Genomic DNA, 24,852 nt, shown 5'->3' with positions numbered 1-24,852 from the left:
TGCCGGGTTCGACAGGAGCACTGAATGGATCGTTTGAAGGCGCTGACGGTATTCGTCCGCGTCGCAGCCGCGGGCGGCATCAGCGCGGGCGCACGCGAGCTCGGCATGACGCCGCAGGCGGCCAGCAAGCAGATCGCTGCGCTCGAGGCGCTGCTGAACGTGCGGCTGTTCCAGCGCTCGACGCATCACATCGCGCTGACGGCCGAGGGTGAGCGCCTGCTCGCGCAGTGCCGCGGCGCGGTCGGAGAACTGGAAACCGCATTGCGTACGCTCGACGACGATCGCGCGCACGCGGTCGGCACGATCCGCGTCGCGGCGCCTTACTCGCTCGCCCGGCGCTTTCTCGCGCCGTTGCTCGGCGAGTTCTGCGACCGGCAGCCGGGCGTGACGGCCGAGCTGATCGTCAGCGACGACATGGCCGACATCGTCGAGCAGCGGATCGACATCGCGGTGCGGACCGGCAATCTGCCCGACAGCGGGCTGATCGCGCGTCGCGTCGCCGATCTGCAACTGGTCGTCTGTGCGGCGCCGGCGTATCTGCGCCGCCACGGCGAGCCGCAAACGATCGATGCATTGCGCGATCACCGCTGCACGGCGTTCCTGTATCCGCGCACGGGCAAGCCGTTTCCATGGGAATTTCTCGTCGACGGCCGCGTCGACACGCAACAGGTGCACCCGTTCATCGCGACCAACGACATCGATGCCGAGCTCGACATCGTGCTGAGCGGTGCCGCGATCGGTCAGTTCTTCGGTTATTCGATCCACGCGCATGTGCGCGAGGGCCGTCTCGTGCCGCTGCTGACGAAGCACGCCACCTCCCGCTACGGGCTCTATCTGTGCATGCCGCAGCGCACTCATCTTCCGCTGCGGAGCCGGTTGCTGATGGATTTCCTTGCGGCTAGGCTCGGCGCCCATCCGGAACTCGCGCCACTCCCGCTGGCGGAGGCGCCGGCTTGACGCGCGGCGCCCGGGTTGCGAGCGCGCCGATGCGTTCGGCTGTCGGATACCGGCGCGCGTGCGTCAGTGCGCGGGTGTGGCGGTGCCGCCGTGCGACCGATCGCGCTGCGTATCTCGCATCGCATCGAGGACGGCCTCCAGCATTCCGATCGCGTCCGCCTGCCGCTTGATCGCCAGCCGCTGTTCCCCGAGCGAGCGCAGCGTCGCTCCGCCGAAATATTCCATGATGTCCGGCAGGCGGCGTACGACGCCGCGGCTGCCCCAGCAGCCGTCGTCGATTTCCATCGGTAGCACCCAGACGCGCGACGCGACGGCGTCGAGCGGGACGCCTTCCGCGCGTGCGACCGCGGCCGTGACGTCGGCGATCAGCCCGGCGCGCGCGGCGTCCGTGTACTGGCCTTCCGGTACGGTCGGCACGATTCGGTAGATCGGCGCGGGCGCCAGCACGCCGGAGCGGTACACGGCCGCCGGCCGGTGGACGAAGATCCACGTCACATCCCGCACGCGTGGGTCACTCGGGTCGAGTCCTTCGTGACGGATCAGGATCTCGGTCAGTTCGCTCATCAATTGCGCTTCGGCAGGCTGCGCGAGCGCACCTTCGGGGATCGCGACGTCGATCATCGGCATGATGTTGTCCTGGTTCGGTTGAGAGGGCGTCGTTCCCGACTCCGGGCGACGTGAACCCAGTGTAGGAACCGCGCCCTTGCGCGCGAAGTGGCGAAACTGCCATTCGGCAATGCCATTCCGGACATTGCGATCGATGCCGATGCCAGGCGGTTAGCGCATGAAGCGGCGGCGATATTCGCCGGGCGCAATGCCCGTCTCGCGCTTGAAGAGCTGGCGAAAGCCGCTGATGTCCGTGTAGCCGACGCGCTCGCAGACCGCGTCGACCCCGATCTTCGTTTCGGCCAGCAGCCGCTTCGCGACCTCGATCCTGAGCGTCTGCAGATACTTGAGCGGCGGTGCCCCCACGGCCTCCCGGAAGCGGCGATGCAGCGTGCGCTCGCTCATCGCCACGTGCTCGCTCAAGCGGGCAAGGCTGAACGGTTCGCGCAGGTGTCTTTCCATCCAGCGCAGTGCGCGCGCAACGGACGCATCATCGTGCCCGGCGCGGCTCATCTGCGAGACATCGATGTACGAATCCTGCGAAATGCGGTTCATGTCGATCAGCATGAGCTTCGCGACGGACGCCGCGAGACGCGGGTTCGCGAGCTTGTCGACGAGGCGCAGCGCGAGATTCTGATACGACGTGATGGCGCCGCCGCAGAGAATGCCGTCCTGTTCGGTCAGCACCTCCGATGCGCGCAGCGCGACGTCCGGGTAACGCGCCTGGAAGCTCGAGGCTTTCGACCAGTGCGTGGTGGCGGCGCGCCCGTCGAGCAAGCCGGCCTCGGCCAGCAAAAACGCGCCCGTGCAATAAGTCGCGATCAGCGTGCCGCGCGCATGCTGTCGCCGCAGCGCGTCGAGCAGCGGCGCGAGCGAGCCGGGGCGTGCGAGCAGCCGCTCCAGATCGGCGACGAACGGCGCGGTCAGCCAGATCGCATCGGCGGCGCTGCCACCGTCGATCGTGCCGTCGACCGGGACGAGCTGGCCGGACGCCGTGCGAACCGGCCGGCCGTCGATCGATTCGATGCGCCACCGGAACGGGGCGACTGTCCGGCGGGCCGGCGTCGTGGGGGCGAGATGATTGGCCGCGGTAAGGATGTCGGTCGGCGCGGCGATGCCGGACGCGAGGGCATGGTTGACTGCCCAGATCCTGATGAGTGGCATGGTGGCGGAAATGGCCTTGTGTGAGGTCGATCCTATCACTCCGCATCGTGTGTCCGCAGTGCGTGATCGACTGCGCAGATGCGCGGCGGGATTGCCTGCGCGTTGTGCGATCGGCCTGCACCGAGGTGCCCCGTTCGGTATCCCGGCGACGGTCGCGTTTTCCCGAAGCGGGTCGCCAGAAACGACAAGGCCGCCCGGCGCCGAAGCGCGCGGGCGGCCCTGCTTGTCAGGCGAGGGTGAGGTCGATCAGCACTCGCCTTTCTTCGCGTGTCCCGGCGGGCAGTGGTAGTCGCCGCGGCGGTCGTGGTCGTCGTGACCGCGATGACGCTGGTGATCTTCCCACTCGCGGCGTTCCCAGTAACGGTGGCCGTCCCAGTAGCGGTCGCCATGCCAGCCGACGATGACCGCGGGCCCCGGAGCGACCATGACGGGTGCGGGGGCGACGACGACCGGCGCGGGCGTGCCGATGTTGACGTCGACGTTGACTGCATGAGCGAGGCCGGACAGCGAAAGGCCGAGGCCGGCGAAGGCGAGGGCGATCAGCGAGCGTTGCATGTTCTTTTCCGTGAGGTCGTTATGAATAGGCCGGCGCGACGCGATGGAAGCGAGGGGGACCGTTCCACCGGGGGGAACGCCGCGCCGACAGAATGCAGTGTGCGGGCGCGTGACGGAAAAGGCGAGGCGGGTTTATTACAGCGGGTTGGCGGCCGGCGCGGACGGGGTGCGGGTATCGGGCCGCGCAATTTGACAATGGCGGGCCGCGGGTATGGACGATTGCGCCGCGTCGCGCGGCACCGGCTGCACGGATTTGACATTCGACGGCGCGCGGCCGCGAAACCCGATTAACAGCGCGTTACAAAGTGACGCGCGGCAGGTGGCAGAATCGCCGGCCTGCCGCGCGGGAAGCAGTGCGCCGGCCGTCGGGCCGGCTCATGCCACGGATGGATTACAGATAGAACATCCGGTCTTCGTCAGGCCGCGGCTGCTGCTCTTCCGAGCCTTCGCCTTCCTCTTCGCCGCTGTCCTCGTAGAACGCGAGCACTGCTTCGAGCACCTGGTCGGGATCGTCGATCACCTGCATCAGATCCATGTCTTCCGGATTGATCAGGCCCATCGGAATCAGCTGGTCGCGGAACCATTGCAGCAGCCCCTTCCAGAACTCGCTGCCGACGAGGATGATCGGCACGAGGCGCGATTTTTTCGTCTGGATCAGCGTGAGCACTTCGGACAGCTCGTCGAGCGTGCCGAAACCGCCCGGCATCACGATCACCGCATCCGAGTTCTTCACGAACGTGACCTTGCGCGTGAAGAAGTGGCGGAAGCGCAGCGAGATGTCCTGGTAGTGGTTGCCGGCCTGCTCGTGCGGCAGCTCGATGTTCAGGCCGACCGACGGTGCCTTGCCGGCGTGCGCGCCCTTGTTCGCGGCTTCCATGATGCCGGGGCCGCCGCCGGAGATCACGGCGAAGCCGGCGTCGGACAGCTTGCGCGCGATCTGCGCGGCCAGCTTGTAGTGCGGCGTATCGGGTTTGAGGCGGGCAGAACCGTAGATGCTGACAGCCGGGCGGATCTCCGACAGGTACTCGGTCGCCTCGATAAACTCTGCCATAATCGTGAACATCTGCCACGATGCGCGCGCCTTCTTGGCCGTCGCGCGTTCTTGATCTGCGAGCGAACGCAGACTCGGAATCACTTTTCTCTTGTTCATAATGCCTGAAGAACGAAATCTGGAAGGTAAGACCCTGCTATTGGTTGACGGTTCGAGCTATCTGTATCGGGCCTACCATGCGATGCCTGATTTGCGTGGCCCTGGCGGGGAGCCGACAGGAGCGCTCTACGGAATCATCAACATGCTGCGCCGTATGCGCAAGGAAGTCAGTGCAGAGTATAGCGCTTGCGTGTTCGATGCAAAGGGCAAGACGTTCCGTGACGACCTTTATGCCGACTATAAGGCAAACCGTCCGTCGATGCCGCCCGACCTCGCATTGCAGGTCGAGCCGATCCACGGCGCCGTGCGTGCGCTCGGCTGGCCGCTCCTGATGGTCGAAGGTGTCGAGGCCGACGACGTGATCGGCACGCTCGCGCGCGAAGCCGAACGGCACGGGATGAACGTGATCGTGTCGACGGGCGACAAGGATCTTGCGCAGCTCGTGAGCGACCACGTCACGCTCGTCAATACGATGACCAACGAGACGCTCGACCGCGACGGCGTGATCGCGAAGTTCGGCGTGCCGCCCGAGCGGATCATCGACTATCTGGCATTGATCGGCGACACCGTCGACAACGTGCCGGGCGTCGAGAAGTGCGGGCCGAAGACGGCCGTGAAATGGCTCGCGCAATACGACAGCCTCGACGGTGTCATCGAGCACGCGGGCGAGATCAAGGGCGTGGTCGGCGACAACCTGCGTCGCGCGCTCGACTTCCTGCCGCTCGGTCGCCAGCTCGTGACCGTCGAGACGGCCTGCGATCTCGCGCCGCATCTCGAATCGATCGAAGCGTCGCTGAAAAGCGACGGCGAAGCGCGCGACCTGATGCGCGACATCTTCGCGCGCTACGGCTTCAAGACGTGGCTGCGCGAAGTCGACAGCGCACCGGCGGAAGGCGGTGGCGCCGATGCGCCGGAAGGCGAGCCGGCACCGGTGGTGGCGGCCGACATCGTGCGCGAATACGACACGATCCAGACCTGGGAACAGTTCGACGCGTGGTTCGCGAAGATCGACGCGGCTGCGCTGACCGCGTTCGACACCGAGACGACCGCGCTCGACCCGATGCTCGCGCGGCTGGTCGGCCTGTCGTTCTCGGTCGAACCGGGCAAGGCGGCCTACCTGCCGGTCGCGCACCGCGGCCCCGACATGCCCGAGCAGCTTCCGCTCGACGAAGTGCTCGCACGCCTGAAGCCGTGGCTCGAATCGGCCGATCGCAAGAAGGTCGGCCAGCACATGAAATACGACGCGCAGGTGCTCGCGAACTACGACATCGCGCTGAACGGCATCGAGCACGACACGCTGCTCGAATCGTACGTGGTCGAATCGCACCGCACGCACGACATGGACAGCCTCGCGCTGCGTCATCTCGGCGTCAAGACGATCAAGTATGAAGACGTGGCCGGCAAGGGCGCGAAGCAGATCGGTTTCGACGAAGTGGCGCTCACGCAGGCGGCCGAGTACGCGGCCGAAGATGCGGACGTCACGTTGCAGCTGCATCACGCGCTGTATCCGCAGGTCGCGCGCGAGCCGGGCCTCGAGCGTGTGTATCGCGAGATCGAGATGCCCGTGTCGCTCGTGCTGCGCAAGATGGAACGCACGGGCGTGCTGATCGACGACGTGCGCCTGCAGGCGCAGAGCACCGAAATCGCGACGCGCCTGATCGAGCTCGAAGCGCAGGCGTACGAACTGGCGGGCGGCGAATTCAATCTCGGCTCGCCGAAGCAGATCGGGCAGATCTTCTTCGAGAAGCTGCAGTTGCCGGTCGTGAAGAAGACGCCGAGCGGCGCGCCGTCGACCGACGAGGAAGTGCTGCAGAAACTGGCCGAGGACTACCCGCTGCCGAAGCTGCTGCTCGAACATCGCGGGCTGTCGAAGCTGAAGTCGACCTATACCGACAAGCTGCCGCGCATGGTGAATCCCGCAACCGGCCGCGTGCACACGAACTATGCGCAGGCCGTCGCGGTGACGGGCCGCCTCGCATCGAACGATCCGAATCTTCAGAACATTCCGGTGCGCACGGCCGAAGGCCGGCGGATCCGCGAGGCGTTCATCGCATCGCCGGGCCACCGCATCGTGTCGGCCGATTATTCGCAGATCGAACTGCGGATCATGGCGCACATCTCGGGCGACGCGTCGCTGCTGCGCGCGTTCTCGCAGGGCGAGGACATCCACCGCGCGACGGCCGCCGAGGTGTTCGGCGTGACGCCGCTGGAGGTCCATTCCGACCAGCGCCGGATCGCGAAGGTGATCAACTTCGGGCTCATCTACGGGATGAGCGCGTTCGGGCTCGCGTCGAACCTCGGCATCACGCGCGACGCGGCGAAGCTCTATATCGACCGTTATTTCGCTCGCTATCCGGGCGTCGCGCAGTACATGGAAGACACGCGCGCGATCGCGAAGGAGAAGGGTTACGTCGAAACCGTTTTCGGTCGCCGCCTGTGGCTGCCGGAGATCAACGGCGGCAACGGCCCGCGCCGCCAGGCGGCCGAGCGCGCGGCGATCAATGCGCCGATGCAGGGCACGGCGGCCGACCTGATCAAGCTGTCGATGATCGCGGTGGACGACTGGCTCACGCGCGACCGGCTTGCGTCGCGCATGATCATGCAGGTGCACGATGAACTGGTGCTCGAGGTGCCCGACGACGAACTGTCGCTCGTGCGCGAGAAGCTGCCGGAAATGATGTGCGGCGTCGCGAAGCTGAAGGTGCCGCTCGTCGCCGAGGTGGGTGCCGGCGCGAACTGGGAAGAGGCACACTGACGCACCCCCGAGCGGTTCCCGTTTCCCGCGGCATATTGTTGCAGGGATGCTGAATATCGAGATGGTTTGCTTGTGGTCAACGCGCAAGCTCCCGGACAATGCATGTCGGTCATGTCATTGAAGCGGGGGCGGCGCGCCCCGCGTTCCGGGATTGGACGCATCGAAGTGCTTCGAACTGCACATCGATGATGTCCGAACCGGTTAATCCACCGGGCGGCACGAATGCATCGCGTTCGCGGCGTCCGGCGGCAGCAGTTTCGAATCGCAAAGGGGGAATCAGATGCATCGGATCATCATCGTAGGCGGAGGCGCGGGCGGCCTGGAACTGGCGACGCGGCTCGGCGACCGTTACGGCGCGCGCGGCAATCGTCCCGCGCGTGCGCTTGTCACGCTCGTCGACCGCAATCCGACCCACATCTGGAAACCGCTGCTGCACGAGGTGGCGGCCGGCAGCATGGACCCGTTCACGCAGGAGCTCGAATATGCGGCGCAGGCGCGCTGGCACGGTTTCGAGTTCCAGCAGGGCGAACTGACCGGGCTCGACCGCGCGGCCAAGCGCGTCACGCTGTCGCCGATCAACGACAGCGACGGCGAGGAACTGCTGCCGGCACGCGAGCTGGAATATGACACGCTCGTGATTGCGATCGGCAGCACGACCCACTTCTTCGGCGTGCAGGGCGCGCCGGAAAACGCGATCGCGCTTGATACGGTCGGGGAGGCCGAGCGCTTCCGCAAGCGGCTGATCGCCGCGTGCATGCGCGCCGAGCACCAGGCACCGGCGCCGACCGCGCCGGGCGACACGGCCGAACCGCGCATCCAGGTCGTGATCGTCGGCGGCGGCGCGACGGGTGTCGAGCTGTCCGCGGAGCTGCGCAACACGGCACAGGTGCTGTCCGTGTACGGGCTGCACAAGCTCGACCCGCGTCACGACGTCGGCATCGTGCTGATCGAATCGGGGCCGCGGATTCTGCCGGCGCTGCAGGAGCGCGTGTCGGCGGCGACTGCCGAGCTGCTCGAAAAGCTCGGTGTGCGGCTGATGCTCAGCGAGCGCGTGACCGAGGTCGCGCCGGGGCTCGTGCATACCGCAAGCGGCAAGACGGTGCGCGCTGACCTGACGGTCTGGGCGGCCGGCATCAAGGCGCCGTCGGTGCTCTCGCATCTCGACGGCCTCCAGGTCAACAAGCTCGGCCAGCTCGACGTGCGCCGCACGCTGCAGACCTTCACCGACGACAACGTGTTCGCGCTCGGCGATTGCGCGGCATGCGTGTGGCCCGGCAACGAACGCAACGTGCCGCCGCGCGCGCAGGCCGCGCACCAGCAGGCGAGCTTCCTGCTGAAGGCGATCGGCTGCCGGCTCGATGGACGTCCGTTGCCCGAGTTCACGTATCGCGATTTCGGTTCGCTCGTGTCGCTCGGCCACTTCAGCGCGGTCGGCAACCTGATGGGCGGGCTGATCGGCGGCAACATGCTGATCGAAGGGCTGTTCGCGCGCTTCATGTACATGTCGCTGTACCGGCTGCACATCGCGGCGCTGCACGGCTATCCGCGGATGATGCTCGACACCGTCGCGCACTGGCTGCGGCGCACGACGCTGCCGCGCGTCAAGCTGCACTGACCGCGCGTTCGCGCGACGAGCGGGCGGGGCGTGCGCACGACATGCGTGTTCCCCGCCCGTTGTTTTTTGCGGGCAGCCGGACGGTCGTGTGTGCGCTTGCCGGGCGGCATCGTCCGCGCGTTTTCCTTTTCATTTCGCAAGCATCCGGTCGCGTAACGACGATCGAAATACACTGGCCGCGCTACGATTGGAGCGGTCGGATCGAATCGTCGTAATTGAGTCTTACACATCTGACAGTTGACGCGACAACGGATTATTGGGCATCTTGTCCGAGTTTTCGTTTGCGGCGGGGTGCCAACCGCCGCGATATTCGCGCCGCGCGCCGACACGATGCTCCGTCATGCCGCATCCATGATCGTGGCGGTGGCGCTCAATCGAGGAGTGCATTCATGTTGAAACCCGAAGTCGACAGCCTGGTCCCCCACGTCCCGTTCTCGCGCCGCAAGTTCATGCAGGCCGCGCTGGGCGGCACCTTCGCGGCGGCCGTGCTGCCCGTGTCGGCGCAGACGGTCACGACCGACAGCGCCGGGCTGGACGTCGACACCGTCGAGATCCGCTCCGGCGACGCGAGCGTGCCGGCCTATCGCGCGCAGCCGGCCGGCAAGACGAACCTGCCGGTCGTCATCGTGATCCACGAGATCTTCGCGGTGCACGCGCATATCGCCGATGTCTGCCGCCGTTTCGCGAAGCTCGGCTACCTCGCGATCGCGCCCGACCTGTTCGCGCGGCAGGGCAGCGTGTCGACGTATCCGACGATCCATGGGCTCGTCGACAACATCGTCAGCAAGGTGCCGGACCGGCAGGTCACCGAGGATCTCGATGCGACCGTCGCATGGGCCGGCAAGAACGGCGGCGACCTGGCGCGTCTCGGCGTGGCGGGGTTCTGCTGGGGTGGTCGCCAGGCGTGGCTGTATGCGGAACATAACCCGCACGTGCGGGCGGCCGTCGCGTGGTACGGGTTCGTCGAGGGCAAGACCGACGAGATGACGCCGTTCAATCCGGTCGATCATGCGTCGCAGCTGAAGGTGCCCGTGCTCGGGCTCTACGGCGAGAAGGATACGAACATCACGCAGGCGTCGCTCGCCGACATGCGCAAGGCGATCCAGACCAGCGATTCGAAGCTTGCGCGCGAATCGGAGATCGTCGTGTATCCGGATGCCGGTCACGCGTTCTTTGCCGACTACCGGCCGAGCTATGTGAAGGGCGATGCCGAAGAAAGCTGGAAGCGCGCGATCGCGTGGTTCCACAAGTACGGCGTGCTGTGAACGGCACGCGGCGGCCGAATGGCCGCCGCTTCGCTTCGCCGGTGCGCCGCGCGCCGGCTTACGGGTTCGGGCCGGTGGCGATCGGCCGCGACGGATCGGCGCTCCATTCGCTCCACGAACCCGGATACAGCGACGCGCCGTGCAGCCCCGCAATCTCCAGCGCAAGCGCGTTGTGGCAGGCGGTGACGCCGGAGCCGCATTGCAGGATCACGCTGTTCGGTTCGACGCCCGCCAGCAGCGTGGAGAACGTCTCGCGCAGTTCATGGCCGGTCTTGAAGCGGCCGTCGGCGGTCAGGTTGTCCTTGAAGAACCGGTTGCGCGCGCCGGGGATGTGGCCGCCGACACGATCGATCGTTTCGTTTTCGCCGCGGTAGCGGTCCGGTGCGCGAGCATCGATCACGACGCGCGTGGGCGACTTGATGTTCGCGAGCACGGCTGCCGCGTCGACCGTCGATTCGAGCGGCGCGCCCGCGCGGAAGTCGCCGGCGGCCGGTTGCGGCACGTCGGTCGCCAGCGGCTGGCCGGCTGCTTCCCAGGCCTGCAGGCCGCCGTCGAGCACGGCCACCGAATCGTGGCCGAGCCAGCGCAGCAGCCACCACAGGCGCGCCGCATAGGCGCTGCCTTGTGCGTCGTATGCGACGACCTGCTGGCCCTGCTTGAGGCCGCGGCTGGCGAGCAGTGTGGCGAGGGCGTCGCGGGTCGGCAGCGGATGGCGGCCGTTGGTGCCCGTCTTGCGGCCCGACAGGTCGCGGTCGAGATGAAGGTACTGCGCGCCGGGGATGTGGCCGGCCGCATAGGCGGCTTCGCCCGCACCCGGATCGGCGAGATCGAAGCGGCAATCGAACAGAACGACGCTGCCGGGCGCCGCGGCCAGGCGCTCGGCGAGATTGGCGGCGGAGATGAGCGTGGTGTAATGGGTGTGTGGCATGACGGCTCCCTGGAGTGCGAATGACCTGACACTCCAAGTCTAAACAAAAAAAGACGGGCCGAAGCCCGTCTTTTCGTCTGCCGGATGGGGCGCGGCGACAAAGCGCCGCACCGGCCGTCAGATGTCGCCGAGGTGGCGGCGCAGGAACTCGTGGAAGTGCTGCATGCCGTCTTCCATCGGGCTCTGGTACGGGCCGACCTGCGACTCGCCGCGTGCCATCAGCGCACGGCGGCCTGCGTCCATCCGCATCGCGATCTCGTCGTCCTCGACGGCCGTTTCCATATAGGCGGCGCGCTCGGCCTCGACGAATTCGCGTTCGAACAGCGCGATTTCCTCGGGGTAATAGAACTCGACGATGTTGGTCGTCTTCTGCGGGCCGCGCGGGATCAGCCACGACACGACGAGCACGTGCGGATACCACTCGATCATCAGGCCCGGGTAGTAGACCATCCAGATCGCGCCGAACTCCGGCGGCACGCCGTTTCGGAACTTGAGCACCTGCTCGTGCCATTTCTGGTAAGTCGCGCTGCCCGGTTTCGCGAGTGCGTTGTGCACGCCGACCGTCTGCACGCTGTACCAGTCGCCGAACTCCCACTTGAGGTCGTCGCACGACACGAAGCTGCCGAGGCCCGGGTGGAACGGGACGACGTGGTAATCCTCGAGGTAGACCTCGATGAACGTCTTCCAGTTGTAATCGCACTCGTGCACTTCGACGTGATCGAAGAGGTACTCGGAGAAATCGAAGTGATGTTTCGTGCCGAGGTGGGCGAGGTCGCGCGCGACATTCCGGCCTTCGGCCTCGAACAGCAGCCCCTGCCAGTTCTGCAGCGGGCTCTTGCCGAGGTTCAGGCACGGCTTCTCGGGGAAGTGCGGCGCGCCGAGCAGTTCGCCTTCCAGATCGTACGTCCAGCGGTGCAGCGGGCACACGATGTTCTGCGTGTGGCCGCGCCCGTTGAGCATGATGGCCTGCCGGTGGCGGCAGACGTTCGACAGCAGTTCGATCTGGTTCGCCTGGTTGCGGACCAGCACGCGGCCTTCCTTTTCGGACGGCAGCGCAAAATAATCCCCCGCCTCGGGCACCATCAACTCGTGCCCGACGTAACGAGGTCCTTTCTTGAAGAGGGTTTCGATCTCGCGCTCGAGTAGCGCCTCATCGAAGTATGCAGTGACTGGAAGCTGGCTGTGGGCCGACTTCAACTGAAGCGCATCGCTCAGATTGGACATTCCCACTCCCGGTGTTAGCGTGAAAGCAGTGAACAACCCAACCATCGAAAAATCGATTTAGGGAAACGGAGAATTATACCCGGTTCGCCTCGCAAGGCCAGAATTAAGTGCCTGATTTGTGTCAATTTTTTGTCCGGCGACAATCAGGAGGCGCACACTGTGCATCGGAGGTGGGGCCAGAATATGCGCGAGGCCGCCCACGTCGGCAGATCGGAGAATTCTCTTTTGCCGTAGAATGTCCGACTTGTTTTGAAATTTGACACCCTCGTCCATGGCGAAAACCGCATCCCCAGGCGCCACGCCGCCCGGTAATGGCACCGAACCGTTGCCGGACAATTATGAGATGGCGCTCGCGGAACTCGAGACGCTGGTTGCCCGGATGGAAGGCGGCGCGTTGAGCCTCGAGGATTCACTGACGGCATACCGCCGCGGTGCGACCCTCGTTGCGTTTTGCCAACAGCAGCTTGAGAAAGTGGAACAGCAGGTTCGCGTGCTCGACGGCGCGACGCTGAAGCCGCTTTCGTCCGGAACGGCCGCCACGGACGGCGAAGACGACGATCTATGACATTCGAACAATGGATGCGGTCCGTGCTTGACCGTGTCGAAGACGCACTCGGCCATTATTTGCCCGCTGAAACCGCGATGCCCGCGCAACTTCACGAGGCGATGCGCTACGCGGTCCTCGGCGGCGGCAAACGCGTTCGCCCGCTGCTGTGCCATGCAGCAGGCGAGCTGACCGGCGCGACGGAAGCGGCGCGCAACGCGGCGGCGGCGGCGCTGGAGATGATCCACGTCTACTCGCTCGTGCACGACGACATGCCGTGCATGGACGACGACGCACTGCGGCGCGGCAAGCCGACCGTGCACGTGCAGTACGACGAGCCGACGGCACTGCTCGTCGGCGACGCGCTGCAATCGCAGGCGTTCGTCGCACTGACCGACGCCGATGCGCTGTCGCCGGTGCAGCAGGCGGCGCTCGTGCGCGAGCTTGCGCTCGCGAGCGGCTCGATCGGCATGGCCGGCGGGCAGGCGATCGACCTGGCGAGCGTCGGCCTCAAGCTGACGCGCGAGCAGCTCGAGACGATGCACCGGATGAAGACGGGCGCCTTGTTGCGCGCGGCCGTGCGGATGGGCGCACTGGCCGGCGAGACGCCGACGGCGGAAACGATGGCTGCGCTCGACGTCTATGCGGGGGCCGTGGGTCTGGCCTTCCAGGTCGTCGACGATATTCTCGACGTCACGACCGATTCGGCGACGCTTGGCAAGACGGCCGGCAAGGATGCCGCGAACGACAAGCCGACCTACGTTTCGATCCTCGGCCTCGAGGCGTCGCGCGAGCTCGCAGCGCAACTGCGTGCCGAAGCGCATGATGCGTTGAAACCGTTCGGCGCACGCGCACAGCGTCTCGCCGAACTTGCCGACCTGGTAGTGAACCGGGTCAGCTGACGCGAAAGCCCGCCGCCGCGCACACGCTACGGTGCGTGCAAAAGAATGCGGGCGCGTTTGATTTCCTACAATGGAACGACGATGTACGACTTGCTGAAAACCATCGACGACCCGGCGGATTTGCGCCGCCTCGATCGTCGCCAACTGCAACCGCTCGCGGATGAACTGCGCGCGTTCGTGCTCGACAGCGTGTCGAAGACGGGCGGCCATTTGTCGTCCAACCTCGGGACGGTCGAGCTGACGATCGCGTTGCACTACGTGTTCAACACGCCGAACGATCGCATCGTCTGGGATGTGGGTCACCAGACCTATCCGCACAAGATCCTGACGGGCCGCCGCGACCAGATGCATTCGCTGCGCCAGTACGACGGGATCTCGGGCTTCCCGCGCCGCAGCGAATCCGAATACGACACGTTCGGCACCGCGCACTCGAGCACGTCGATTTCGGCCGCGCTCGGCATGGCGATCGGCAGCCAGTTGAACGGCGACGACCGCTTCTCGATCGCCGTGATCGGCGACGGCGCGATGACGGCCGGCATGGCGTTCGAGGCGATGAACAACGCGGGCGTGTCGGAAGACGCGAAGCTGCTCGTGATCCTGAACGACAACGACATGTCGATCTCGCCGCCGGTCGGCGCGCTGAATCGCCATCTCGCACGCCTGATGTCGGGCCGCTTCTATGCGGCCGCGCGCGCGGGCGTCGAGCGCGTGCTGAGCGTGGCGCCGCCGGTGCTCGAACTCGCGCGCAAGCTCGAGGAGCATGCGAAGGGCATGGTCGTGCCGGCCACGCTGTTCGAGGAATTCGGCTTCAACTACATCGGCCCGATCGACGGTCACGATCTCGATTCGCTGATCCCGACGCTGCAGAACATCCGCGAACTGCGCGGCCCGCAGTTCCTGCACGTGGTGACGAAGAAAGGGCAGGGCTACAAGCTCGCCGAAGCCGATCCCGTGCTCTATCACGGCCCCGGCAAGTTCAATCCGGCCGAAGGCATCAAGCCGTCGCCCACGCCCGCGAAGAAGACGTACACGCAGGTGTTCGGCGAATGGCTGTGCGATGAAGCCGAGCGCGATTCGCGCGTCGTCGGCATCACGCCCGCGATGCGCGAGGGCTCGGGCATGGTCGAGTTCGAGAAGCGCTTCAAGGATCGTTACTACGACGTCGGCATCGCCGAGCAGCACGCGGTGACGTTCGCGGGCGGTCTCGCGACCGAAGGGCTCAAGCCGGTCGTCGCGATCTACTCGACGTTCCTGCAGCGTGCTTACGACCAGCTGATCCACGACGTCGCGCTGCAGAACCTGCCGGTCGTGTTCGCGATCGACCGCGCGGGCCTCGTCGGCGCGGACGGCGCGACGCACGCGGGTGCGTACGATCTCGCGTTCATGCGCTGCATCCCGAACATGACGGTCATGACGGCATCCGACGAGAACGAATGCCGCCAGATGCTGCACACGGCGCTGCAGCAGCCGAACCCGACCGCGGTGCGCTATCCGCGCGGCGCGGGCACGGGCGTGCCGACGGTGAAGGAACTCACCGAGATCCCGCTCGGCAAGGGTGAAGTGCGTCGCCGCACGGCGCAGCCGGAAGGCAAGCGCGTCGCGATCCTCGCGTTCGGCACGATGGTCGCACCGTCGCTCGCCGCGGCCGAGGAACTCGACGCAACCGTCGCGAACATGCGCTTCGTGAAGCCGGTCGACGCCGCACTCGTGCGCGAACTCGCCGAGACGCACGACTACCTCGTCACGATCGAGGAAGGCTGCGTGATGGGCGGCGCGGGCTCGGCCTGCGTGGAAGCCCTGATGGAGAGTGGGGTTATCCGACCCGTACTACAATTGGGCCTCCCTGACCAGTTCGTCGATCACGGCGACCACGCAAAGCTGTTGTCGCAATGCGGCCTCGACGGCGCGGGCATCGCGAAATCGATTCGCGAACGCTTCCTGAACCCGGCGGCCGATGTCGCCGGTCAGGCGAAGCGCGTCGCATAAGCTGGCACCGCCTGCGGGCGGTGCCGGTGCGACTGGCGCAACCGGTCTTCATTGATGCGGAAAACATGGGCCTGCGGGCCCATGTTGCTTTTCCGGCTGCCGCATGACGCGGCGTGCGCGTTGTCGAACGCGCGGCTTACAAGGATTGAACAAGATGAACCAGATGAATCCCGCCTTCGTGATGCCCGACGTGCAGAGCACGGTGGATACCCGCCAGATTCCGATTCAGCGCGTGGGCGTGAAGGCGGTCCGGCATCCGTTGACGGTGTGTACCGAAAGCGGCGACGTGCAGCCGACCGTCGGTGTCTGGAATCTCGATGTGCGCCTGCCGGCCGACCAGAAGGGCACGCACATGTCGCGCTTCGTCGCGCTGCTCGAAGAGAACCGCGCGCCGCTGACGGTCGAGCGTTTCCGCACGATGCTCGCATCGATGCTCGAGAAACTCGAAGCCGAGGCCGGCCGCATCGAGGTCACGTTCCCGTACTTCGTGAACAAGACGGCGCCGGTGTCCGGCGTGCAGAGCCTGCTCGACTATGAAGTGACGCTCGCGGGCGAAAGCCGCAACGGCGACACGCGCCTGTTCCTGAAGGTGCTCGTGCCGGTGACGAGCCTGTGCCCGTGCTCGAAGAAGATCTCGCAGTACGGCGCGCACAACCAGCGCTCGCACGTGACGATCGATGCCGAACTCGCGGCCGACCTGCCGGTCGAGGCGCTGATCCGCATCGCCGAAGAAGAGGCGTCGTGCGAGCTGTGGGGCCTGCTGAAGCGGCCGGACGAGAAGTTCGTCACCGAGCGTGCGTACGAGAACCCGAAGTTCGTCGAGGACCTCGTGCGTGATGTCGCGCAGCGTCTCGATGCGGACGAGCGCGTGGCCGCGTACGTGCTCGAAGCCGAGAACTTCGAGTCGATCCACAATCACAGCGCGTATGCGCTGATCGAACGCGACAAGCGGCTGGCTGCATAACGCCGCGGCGTTTTGTCGCGCCGATGAAAAAGGCCGCTCGTTTGAGCGGCCTTTTTGTTGTTCTGCGCAGGCGTTACGTTGCGCGGCTCAGTGTGCGAGCGACGCGAGATCCCAGCGCGGCTTCACCGTGAATGCGTAGTCGGCATTCGCCTGCTCAGGCCAGCGCGCGAGCCGCAATGCGCCGGCGAGCGCGATCATCGCGCCGTTGTCGGTGCACAGCGCGAGATCGGGGTAATGCACGTTGAAGCCGCGTTTCGCGGCGGCGGCCGACAACGCGTCGCGCAACTGACGGTTTGCACCGACGCCGCCCGCGACCACGAGGCGCTTGAGCTTCGTTTTCTTCAGCGCCGCGAGCGACTTCGCGACGAGCACGTCGACGGCCGCGTCGACGAAGCCGCGTGCGAGGTCGGCCTTCGCGCGTTCGAGCGCTTCACCCGTCAGCTGTGCCGCTTCGAACTTCTTCATCTGCGTGAGCACGGCCGTCTTCAGGCCGCTGAAGCTGAAGTCGAGATCGCCCGAATGCAGCATCGGGCGCGGCAGCACGACCGCGCCCGGCGTGCCCGTTTCGGCGAGCTTCGACACTTCCGGGCCGCCCGGATAGCCGAGGCCGATCAGCTTCGCCGTCTTGTCGAACGCTTCGCCGGCCGCGTCGTCGAGCGTTTCGCCGAGCGTTTCGTACACGCCGACGTCGGTCACGCGCATCAGTTGCGTGTGGCCGCCCGAAACCAGCAGCGCGACGAACGGGAACGGCGGCGGCTCCGCGACGAGCAGCGGCGACAGCAGGTGGCCTTCGAGGTGATGGATGCCGACGGTCGGCTTGTTCCACGCGAGCGCGAGCGCATTCGCGATGCTCGCGCCGACCAGCAGCGCGCCGGCGAGGCCGGGGCCTTGCGTGAATGCGATCGCGTCGATGTCGTCGCGGCGCGTGCCGCTTTGCGCCATCACTTCCTCGAGCAGCGGCAGCGCGCGGCGGATGTGGTCGCGCGACGCGAGTTCGGGCACGACGCCGCCGTAGTCGCGGTGCATCGCGATCTGCGAGTGGAGCGCGTGTGCGAGCAGGCCGCGCTGCGTGTCGTAGAGCGCGAGGCCGGTTTCGTCACAGGAGCTTTCGATGCCGAGAACGAGCATGGGTGCGGGCGGGGCGCGCCGTATCGAGCGCGCCGCAGGAAGGTCAACGTAACCGGAAATTATAGCAGGCGAGGGCCGGCCGCCGCTGGCTGCGGCCCGGGCCCGATGCCGGGCGGGTACAATCCGCGCCATGGAAACTTTTGACATCGCCGTGATCGGCGCGGGCGCCGCCGGGATGATGAGCGCCGCGGTCGCCGGGCAGCTCGGCCGCCGCGTCGTGCTGATCGATCACGCGCCGCGGCTCGCCGAGAAAATCCGCATCTCGGGCGGCGGCCGCTGCAACTTCACGAACCTGTACGCAGGCCCCGACAACTACCTGTCGTCGAATCCGCATTTCGCGCGCTCGGCGCTGGCGCGCTATACGCCGCGCGACTTCCTCGGGCTGCTCAAGCGCCATCACGTGACCTGGCACGAAAAGCACAAGGGTCAGCTTTTTTGCGATCACGGCAGCGACGCGGTCATCGACGTGCTGAAGCACGAGTGCGATGCGGGCGGCGTCGCGTGGCGCCGGCCGGTCGTCGTCGACGCGGTGCGCCACGCACCGTCCGATGGCTTCACGCTCGACACGCAGCAGGCGGGGCCGATCGGTGCGCGCGCACTGATCATCGCGACCGGCGGCCTGTCGATCCCGAAGATCGGCGCGACCGACTTCGGTTACCGGCTCGCGAAGCAGTTCGGCCACAAGCTCATCGATACGCGGCCCGCGCTCGTGCCGCTCACGTTCGCGCAGCAGGACTGGGAGCCGTTCGCCGCATTGTCCGGCGTGTCGCTCGAAGTGCGCGTGTCGACCGGCGACAAGAAGCGCGGCGGCGAATTCGTCGAGGACCTGCTGCTGACCCATCGCGGCCTGTCCGGGCCCGGCATCCTGCAGATCTCGAGCTACTGGCAGCCTGGCGACCCGATCCGCGTCGACCTGCTGCCGCAGCGCGACACGGTGGCCGACCTGCTCGACGCGAAGCGCACGTCGAAGCGCCAGATCGGTTCGCTGCTCGCGGACTGGGTGCCGTCGCGCCTCGCGCATGCGTGGCTCGACACGCATCGCGTCGCGGCCGACGCGCGGCTCGCGGACCTGCCCGACAAGACGCTGCGCCAGATCGGCGACGCGCTGTCCGGCTGGACGCTGACACCGAACGGCACCGAAGGCTACAAGAAGGCCGAGGTGACGAAGGGTGGCGTCGATACGCGGGAACTGTCGTCGGCGACGATGATGAGTGCGCGGGTGCCGGGGCTGTACTTCGTCGGCGAGGCGGTGGACGTGACGGGCTGGCTCGGCGGCTACAACTTCCAGTGGGCGTGGGCGTCCGGCACGGCGGCCGGGCAGGCCGCGGCGGAGTATTCGCGCGGCGCGTGACATGCCCGGCAGGCCCGGTTTTAGCGGGACCAGGCCCCGTGCCTTTGAGCAATCGCTCTGCTATACTCGGTAGTCTTTCCCTGCAAACCTTTATTCGTGTCGGATCATGACGATCATTCGCGTTAAAGAGAACGAGCCGTTCGAAGTTGCAATGCGTCGCTTCAAGCGCACGATCGAGAAGAACGGTTTGTTGACCGAACTTCGCGCGCGCGAGTTTTTCGAGAAGCCGACCGCGGAGCGCAAGCGCAAGAAGGCTGCTGCGGTGAAGCGTCATTACAAGCGTATCCGCAGCCAGACGTTGCCGAAGAAGTTGTACTGAACGATTGGGCGCCGCGCGGTTCGCTAAGCGGCGCACCGGCGACTCCGTGCGATCGGGCGCGATCACGGACGATCAAGCGCAATCGTGCAGCCGGTCGGGAAACCGATCAGTTGGCCGATCAGGCAGCGAGCCGCCGATGCCGGATTCGAGCAACCCGCTTGAGACACTGTCCCAAGCGGGTTTTTGTGTTGACGCCTGTTCGCGGGCGTCGGATTCACGTTTCCATCCCGGGTGAAAGATGAGTTTGAAAGAGCAGATCAGCGAAGACATGAAGACCGCGATGCGCGCGAAGGACAGCGAGCGCCTGTCGACGATTCGACTGCTGATGGCCGCGATCAAGCAGCGCGAAGTCGATGATCGGGTCACGCTCGACGACGCGGGCATCACGGCCGTGATCGACAAGATGATCAAGCAGCGCAAGGATTCGATCAGCCAGTTCCAGGCCGCCAGCCGCGACGATCTCGTCGCGAAAGAGCAGGCCGAACTGGTCGTGCTGGGCGCCTACATGCCCGCGCAACTGTCGGACGCCGAAGTGGCGGCCGAAGTCCAGGCGGCGGTCGCGCAAACCGGCGCGGCCGGCCCGCAGGACATGGGCAAGGTGATGGGCGTGCTGAAGGGCAAGCTCGCGGGCCGTGCCGACATGACGGCCGTTTCCGCGCAGGTCAAGGCCGCGCTCACCAAGTAAAACCCGTTCCCGGCGCGCCCAGCGATGCGTGCGCCGGGCATCGTATTGTCTTTTTTCGCTCGATCCCACGGTGATTCCGCATTCGTTCCTGCAGGATTTGCTGAACCGCGTCGATATCGTCGACGTGGTGGGTCGGTACGTGCAGCTCAAGAAGGGCGGCGCCAATTTCATGGGGCTGTGCCCGTTCCATAACGAGAAGAGCCCGTCGTTTACCGTCAGCCCGACCAAGCAGTTCTATCACTGCTTCGGTTGCGGCGCGCACGGCACGGCGATCGGCTTCCTGATGGAACATGCGGGGCTCACGTTCCCGGAGGCGGTGCAGGAACTCGCGCAATCCGTCGGGCTGACCGTGCCCCACGAGCCGTCGATGCGCGGCGGTGGGGGCGGAGGCGGTGGTGGCGACTATCCGGCGCCGGTGTCGAAATCGGTTGCGACCGCATTGTCCGACGCGATGTCCACCGCGTGCGACTACTACCGCAAGCAGCTGCGCGGCGCGACCGTCGCGATCCAGTACCTGAAGAACCGGGGCCTGACCGGCGAGATCGCCGCGCGCTTCGGGCTCGGTTATGCGCCGGACGGCTGGCAGAACCTCGAAACCGCGTTCCCGGACTATCGCGACGAGTCGCTGGTCGAGTCGGGGCTCGTGATCGTCAGCGAGAAAACCGATGCGCAGGGCACCGCGCGCCGTTACGACCGGTTCCGCGAGCGGATCATGTTCCCGATCCGCAACGTGAAGGGGCAGGTGATCGGCTTCGGCGGCCGCGTGCTCGGCAGCGGCGAGCCGAAATACCTGAACTCGCCCGAAACGCCGCTGTTCAACAAGGGCAGCGAGCTGTACGGCCTGTTCGAGGCGCGGCTCGCGATTCGCGAGCGCAAGTACGTGCTGGTCGTCGAAGGCTACATGGACGTCGTCGCGCTGGCGCAGCTCGGGTTCCCGAACGCGGTCGCGACGCTCGGCACCGCGTGCACGCCGATTCACGTGCAGAAGCTGCTGCGCCAGACCGACACGGTTATTTTCAGTTTCGACGGCGATTCGGCCGGGCGGCGTGCGGCCCGGCGCGCGCTCGAGGCATGCCTGCCGCATGCGGCGGACAACCGGACGATCCGGTTCCTTTTTCTGCCGACCGAGCACGACCCGGACAGCTATGTCCGCGAGTTCGGCGCGGAGGCGTTCTCCGAGCAGGTCGAGCGCGCGATGCCGCTGTCGCAATTTCTGCTGAACGAAGCAATTGCCGGCAAGGCGCTCGATCAACCGGAAGGCCGCGCGAAGGCGCTGTTCGATGCGAAGCCGCTGCTGCAGGCGCTGCCCGCGAACGCGTTGCGCGCGCAGATCATGCACATGTTCGCCGATCGTCTCGATATCCCGTTCGAAGAAGTCGCGGGGCTGTCCGACGTCGATACGCGGATCGCGGCGCCGCCGCGCCAGGCGCCTGCGCGCAGCGAACGGCGTCGCGTGACGGACAGCGAAAAGCGTGCGCTGCGCACGCTGGTGATGCATCCGCGTATCGCGTCGCAGCTCGACGACGAACAGATTGCGACCCTGCGCGCGTTGCCGCGCATCGGCGAACTGTTCGCCGAAGTCGTCGACCATGCGCGTGCGCTGGGCGACGGCGCGGAGTTCCGGCTGCTGTCGGATGTCCTGCGGACCTCCTCGAATGGGGCGACTTACGAGGAAATCTTCCGCGAAATTCTGGACTATGATGAAAACGTCCGCGATTTGCTGTTACAGAATCCGGAAGACGAGACGGTGCCCGAGCGGCAGCGTGAACAGGAACGGATCGCGGGGGAGGAGCTGCAGGCGGCGGTGCTCAAGATGCGCTATGACGCCTGTTGCGACCGGCTTGACCGGCTGGCGCGGCAATCCACCTTCACACCCGAGGAATTGGCCGAACTGACGGAATTGAACCAGCAGCGAACCGACATGAAACGTCGGCTCGGGCTGTAGGCGGCCGGGGCGCTTAGAGAGGGCGCCCCAGCGTGCTATAATATAAGGTTTCCAGCGGTTTGTTTTCTAAGCAGAGGCGAGAATCGCGATGGCAAAGACGACAGGCGGAAAGAAAGCAGCAGGCAAGGGCTCGACGGAGCCGACCAAAAAGGTCACAGCGGCCAAGTCTGCTTCTTCCACCAGGACAACGTCTTCAGCCACGTCAGCCTCTGCGGGGAAGAAAACCGCGGCCGGCACTGCTCAGGCTGCGCCGGCGCCGGCAGCCAGAACACGGGCTGCCGCCAGACCCGACTCCGGGCCGGCCAAGCCGGCGGCGAAGCGGGCAAGTGCGAAAAGCGCAAGGGACACGACTGCCGCCGCGGACGAAACGGCAGTACGTACTACTCATGCACCCACGGTTCAACCGGCTGTCGTCCAGCAGCCGCGAGTCGATATAGCCGGTACGGCGAACTCCATGACCAAAAAGCTGAACGAAGTATCCGTCGTTGACGACGCAAATCAGAGCGACGAGCAGCCCGCAGCCGCGGCTGCCCCGGGCAAATCCAAGGTGCGCGATCGTCGCGCCAAGGAAAAGGCGCTGCTGAAGGAAGCGTTCGCGACGAGCACGCCCGGCACGGCCGAGGAGCTCGAAGAGCGCCGCGTGAAGCTGCGCGCGCTGATCAAGCTCGGCAAGGAGCGCGGCTTCCTCACGTACGCCGAAATCAACGACCACCTGCCGGACAACTTCACCGAGACCGAAGCCCTCGAAGGCATCATCGGCACGTTCAACGACATGGGCGTGGCGGTCTACGAGCAGGCGCCGGACGCGGAAACGCTGCTCCTGAACGACAACGCGCCGGCCGCGTCGTCGGACGATGAAGTCGAAGAGGAAGCGGAAGTCGCGCTGTCCACCGTCGATTCGGAATTCGGCCGCACGACCGATCCGGTCCGGATGTACATGCGCGAAATGGGCACGGTCGAGCTGCTCACGCGCGAAGGCGAAATCGAGATCGCGAAGCGGATCGAGGACGGCCTGCGCCACATGGTGATGGCAATTTCCGCGTGCCCGACGACGATCGCCGACATCCTCGCGATGGCCGAACGCGTCGCGAACGAAGAGATCCGCGTCGACGAGCTCGTCGACGGCCTGCTCGATCCGAACGCTTCGGACACCGCCGATACCGACGGCTTCTCCGCGAAGGAAGCGGAAGCCATCGAGAACGAGGACGAGGAAGCCGAAGAGGAAGAGGAAGAAGAGGAAGAAGAGGAGGACGACGGTGCCGCGCAAGCGTCGGCCAACGCCGCCCAGCTCGAAGCCCTCAAGCGCGCTTCGCTCGACAAGTTCTCGCAGATCAGCGAGTGGTTCGACAAGATGCGCCGCGCGTTCGAGAAGGAAGGCTACAAGTCGAAGTCCTACCTGAAGGCGCAGGAAACGATTCAGACCGAGCTGATGACGATCCGCTTCACCGCGCGTACCGTCGAGCGCCTGTGCGACACGCTGCGTGCGCAAGTGGATGAGGTGCGTCAGGTCGAGCGCCAGATCCTGCACACGGTCGTCGACAAGTGCGGCATGCCGCGTTCGGAATTCATCGCGCGCTTCCCGGGCAGCGAGACGGATCTCGACTGGTCCGAGAAGATCGCGGCCGAAGGCCATTCGTACGGCGCGGTCCTGTCGCGCAACATCCCGGCGATCCGCGAACAGCAGCAGCGCCTGCTCGACCTGCAGGCGCGCGTCGTGCTGCCGCTGAAGGACCTGAAGGAAACCAACCGCCAGATGGCGGCCGGCGAACTGAAGGCACGCCAGGCGAAGCGCGAAATGACCGAGGCGAACCTGCGTCTTGTGATCTCGATCGCGAAGAAGTACACGAACCGCGGTCTGCAGTTCCTCGACCTGATCCAGGAAGGCAACATCGGCCTGATGAAGGCGGTGGACAAGTTCGAATACCGTCGCGGCTACAAGTTCTCGACCTATGCGACGTGGTGGATCCGTCAGGCCATCACGCGCTCGATCGCTGACCAGGCGCGCACGATCCGTATTCCGGTTCACATGATCGAGACGATCAACAAGATGAACCGCATCTCGCGGCAGATCCTGCAGGAAACCGGTCTCGAGCCGGATCCGGCAACGCTCGCCGAGAAGATGGAGATGCCGGAAGACAAGATCCGCAAGATCATGAAGATCGCGAAGGAGCCGATCTCGATGGAAACGCCGATCGGTGACGACGACGATTCCCATCTCGGCGACTTCATCGAGGACAACAACACGGTCGCGCCGGCGGATGCCGCGCTGCATGCGAGCATGCGCGACGTCGTGAAGGACGTCCTCGATTCGCTGACGCCGCGCGAGGCGAAGGTGCTGCGGATGCGCTTCGGTATCGAGATGAGCACCGATCACACGCTCGAGGAAGTCGGCAAGCAGTTCGACGTCACGCGCGAGCGGATCCGTCAGATCGAGGCCAAGGCGCTGCGCAAGCTGCGTCACCCGAGCCGTTCCGACAAGCTGAAGTCGTTCCTCGAAGGGAACTGATTTCCAGCGTCTCTCCTGCGAACGCCGCCGGTATCCATGTGATGCCGGTGGCGTTTGTCTCTTTTGCTGTCTTTGTTGTTACAATGCCGGCCCGGCTTCGTTGCCGGGGCTGCGTGTAGCACGCATCGCTTCTCATCAGGGCTTGTAGCTCAGCGGTTAGAGCAGTCGACTCATAATCGATTGGTCGCGGGTTCGAACCCCGCCGGGCCCACCATATTCCGTTCCAAGGTTCGCCGAGGAAAATTCGAAACCCGTGATGCCGCAAGGCTTCACGGGTTTTTTGTTTTTCAGGGTGTCCGGGTG

The 24,852-nt window shown here is 65.8% G+C and carries 20 protein-coding genes and 1 tRNA gene; 14 read left to right on the top strand and 7 right to left on the bottom strand.

The window, feature by feature from the left end; all coding sequences use genetic code 11:
* The first annotated feature begins 24 nt into the window (after nucleotides 1-24).
* The gene (locus tag ACN22W_RS25575; RefSeq protein ID WP_419687518.1) at nucleotides 25-957 is read left to right on the top strand and encodes a LysR family transcriptional regulator; all 933 of its coding nucleotides are present in this window, start codon (nucleotides 25-27) and stop codon (nucleotides 955-957) included.
* 63 nt (nucleotides 958-1,020) lie between these two features.
* Here the strand turns inward: ACN22W_RS25575 and ACN22W_RS25570 are convergent, their stop codons facing one another.
* From ACN22W_RS25570 to ACN22W_RS25555, 4 genes are all read right to left on the bottom strand, one after another.
* On the bottom strand, nucleotides 1,021-1,584 hold the full coding sequence (locus ACN22W_RS25570) for a tautomerase family protein (protein ID WP_419687516.1): 564 nt from the start codon (nucleotides 1,582-1,584) through the stop codon (nucleotides 1,021-1,023).
* Between the two features lie 150 nt (nucleotides 1,585-1,734).
* A complete protein-coding gene (locus ACN22W_RS25565) occupies nucleotides 1,735-2,727 on the bottom strand; it encodes a GlxA family transcriptional regulator (RefSeq protein ID WP_419687514.1) in 993 nt (330 codons plus the stop codon).
* 246 nt (nucleotides 2,728-2,973) lie between these two features.
* Nucleotides 2,974-3,282: a hypothetical protein gene (locus tag ACN22W_RS25560; RefSeq protein WP_419687512.1), complete on the bottom strand. Its 309-nt coding sequence runs from the start codon at nucleotides 3,280-3,282 to the stop codon at nucleotides 2,974-2,976.
* 391 nt (nucleotides 3,283-3,673) lie between these two features.
* Nucleotides 3,674-4,432 (bottom strand): TIGR00730 family Rossman fold protein, encoded by a 759-nt coding sequence (locus ACN22W_RS25555; RefSeq protein WP_129516867.1) that lies wholly within the window; start codon nucleotides 4,430-4,432, stop codon nucleotides 3,674-3,676.
* 1 nt (nucleotide 4,433) lies between these two features.
* On the opposite strand from ACN22W_RS25555, the gene polA reads away from it, so the two are divergent.
* The 3 genes from polA to ACN22W_RS25540 all read left to right on the top strand — a co-directional run bounded on the left by polA (nucleotide 4,434) and on the right by ACN22W_RS25540 (nucleotide 10,067).
* Nucleotides 4,434-7,187, top strand: coding sequence for a DNA polymerase I (gene polA, locus ACN22W_RS25550; protein WP_419687510.1), 2,754 nt, complete (start codon nucleotides 4,434-4,436; stop codon nucleotides 7,185-7,187).
* Nucleotides 7,188-7,467: 280 nt separating this feature from the next.
* On the top strand, nucleotides 7,468-8,802 hold the full coding sequence (locus ACN22W_RS25545; protein WP_343490395.1) for an NAD(P)/FAD-dependent oxidoreductase: 1,335 nt from the start codon (nucleotides 7,468-7,470) through the stop codon (nucleotides 8,800-8,802).
* A gap of 389 nt (nucleotides 8,803-9,191) precedes the next feature.
* Nucleotides 9,192-10,067, top strand: a complete 876-nt coding sequence (locus tag ACN22W_RS25540; protein WP_419687509.1) for a dienelactone hydrolase family protein — start codon at nucleotides 9,192-9,194, stop codon at nucleotides 10,065-10,067.
* A 58-nt stretch (nucleotides 10,068-10,125) separates the two neighbouring features.
* On the opposite strand, the gene ACN22W_RS25535 is transcribed toward ACN22W_RS25540, so the two are convergent.
* Nucleotides 10,126-10,995, bottom strand: coding sequence for a sulfurtransferase (locus ACN22W_RS25535; RefSeq protein ID WP_419687508.1), 870 nt, complete (start codon nucleotides 10,993-10,995; stop codon nucleotides 10,126-10,128).
* Between the two features lie 117 nt (nucleotides 10,996-11,112).
* A complete protein-coding gene (locus ACN22W_RS25530; RefSeq protein WP_129516872.1) occupies nucleotides 11,113-12,219 on the bottom strand; it encodes an aromatic ring-hydroxylating oxygenase subunit alpha in 1,107 nt (368 codons plus the stop codon).
* Nucleotides 12,220-12,490: 271 nt separating this feature from the next.
* On the opposite strand from ACN22W_RS25530, the gene ACN22W_RS25525 reads away from it, so the two are divergent.
* The 4 genes from ACN22W_RS25525 to folE2 all read left to right on the top strand — a co-directional run bounded on the left by ACN22W_RS25525 (nucleotide 12,491) and on the right by folE2 (nucleotide 16,615).
* Nucleotides 12,491-12,784, top strand: coding sequence for an exodeoxyribonuclease VII small subunit (locus ACN22W_RS25525; protein WP_011355806.1), 294 nt, complete (start codon nucleotides 12,491-12,493; stop codon nucleotides 12,782-12,784).
* Nucleotides 12,781-13,665: a polyprenyl synthetase family protein gene (locus ACN22W_RS25520; protein WP_048250240.1), complete on the top strand. Its 885-nt coding sequence runs from the start codon at nucleotides 12,781-12,783 to the stop codon at nucleotides 13,663-13,665. The genes ACN22W_RS25525 and ACN22W_RS25520 overlap by 4 nt, the downstream gene beginning before the upstream one ends.
* A gap of 81 nt (nucleotides 13,666-13,746) precedes the next feature.
* Nucleotides 13,747-15,651 (top strand): 1-deoxy-D-xylulose-5-phosphate synthase, encoded by a 1,905-nt coding sequence (gene dxs, locus ACN22W_RS25515; protein WP_419687506.1) that lies wholly within the window; start codon nucleotides 13,747-13,749, stop codon nucleotides 15,649-15,651.
* 154 nt (nucleotides 15,652-15,805) lie between these two features.
* Nucleotides 15,806-16,615: a GTP cyclohydrolase FolE2 gene (gene folE2, locus ACN22W_RS25510; RefSeq protein WP_419687504.1), complete on the top strand. Its 810-nt coding sequence runs from the start codon at nucleotides 15,806-15,808 to the stop codon at nucleotides 16,613-16,615.
* Between the two features lie 87 nt (nucleotides 16,616-16,702).
* Here the strand turns inward: folE2 and tsaD are convergent, their stop codons facing one another.
* Entirely contained in the window at nucleotides 16,703-17,743 is a 1,041-nt protein-coding gene (gene tsaD / locus ACN22W_RS25505; RefSeq protein WP_419687503.1) for a tRNA (adenosine(37)-N6)-threonylcarbamoyltransferase complex transferase subunit TsaD, read from the bottom strand.
* A 130-nt stretch (nucleotides 17,744-17,873) separates the two neighbouring features.
* On the opposite strand from tsaD, the gene ACN22W_RS25500 reads away from it, so the two are divergent.
* The 6 genes from ACN22W_RS25500 to ACN22W_RS25475 all read left to right on the top strand — a co-directional run bounded on the left by ACN22W_RS25500 (nucleotide 17,874) and on the right by ACN22W_RS25475 (nucleotide 24,763).
* Nucleotides 17,874-19,094 carry an NAD(P)/FAD-dependent oxidoreductase gene (locus ACN22W_RS25500; RefSeq protein ID WP_419687501.1) on the top strand — a complete coding sequence of 407 codons (1,221 nt, stop codon included), beginning with the start codon at nucleotides 17,874-17,876 and terminating at the stop codon, nucleotides 19,092-19,094.
* 106 nt (nucleotides 19,095-19,200) lie between these two features.
* Nucleotides 19,201-19,413, top strand: coding sequence for a 30S ribosomal protein S21 (gene rpsU, locus ACN22W_RS25495; RefSeq protein WP_006751743.1), 213 nt, complete (start codon nucleotides 19,201-19,203; stop codon nucleotides 19,411-19,413).
* A gap of 238 nt (nucleotides 19,414-19,651) precedes the next feature.
* Nucleotides 19,652-20,098, top strand: coding sequence for a GatB/YqeY domain-containing protein (locus ACN22W_RS25490; protein ID WP_048250245.1), 447 nt, complete (start codon nucleotides 19,652-19,654; stop codon nucleotides 20,096-20,098).
* Between the two features lie 70 nt (nucleotides 20,099-20,168).
* Nucleotides 20,169-22,043, top strand: a complete 1,875-nt coding sequence (dnaG, locus tag ACN22W_RS25485) for a DNA primase (protein ID WP_048250246.1) — start codon at nucleotides 20,169-20,171, stop codon at nucleotides 22,041-22,043.
* 88 nt (nucleotides 22,044-22,131) lie between these two features.
* On the top strand, nucleotides 22,132-24,549 hold the full coding sequence (rpoD, locus tag ACN22W_RS25480; RefSeq protein WP_419687499.1) for an RNA polymerase sigma factor RpoD: 2,418 nt from the start codon (nucleotides 22,132-22,134) through the stop codon (nucleotides 24,547-24,549).
* Between the two features lie 138 nt (nucleotides 24,550-24,687).
* Nucleotides 24,688-24,763: transfer RNA gene (locus ACN22W_RS25475), tRNA-Ile, on the top strand.
* Nucleotides 24,764-24,852 lie beyond the last annotated feature (89 nt).

Origin of the sequence: Burkholderia theae (assembly GCF_048565265.1) — a bacterium.
Lineage (GTDB): Bacteria > Pseudomonadota > Gammaproteobacteria > Burkholderiales > Burkholderiaceae > Burkholderia > Burkholderia theae.
Note: the sequence above shows the minus strand (reverse complement) of the source record. Positions and strands in the feature narration are given on the sequence as shown.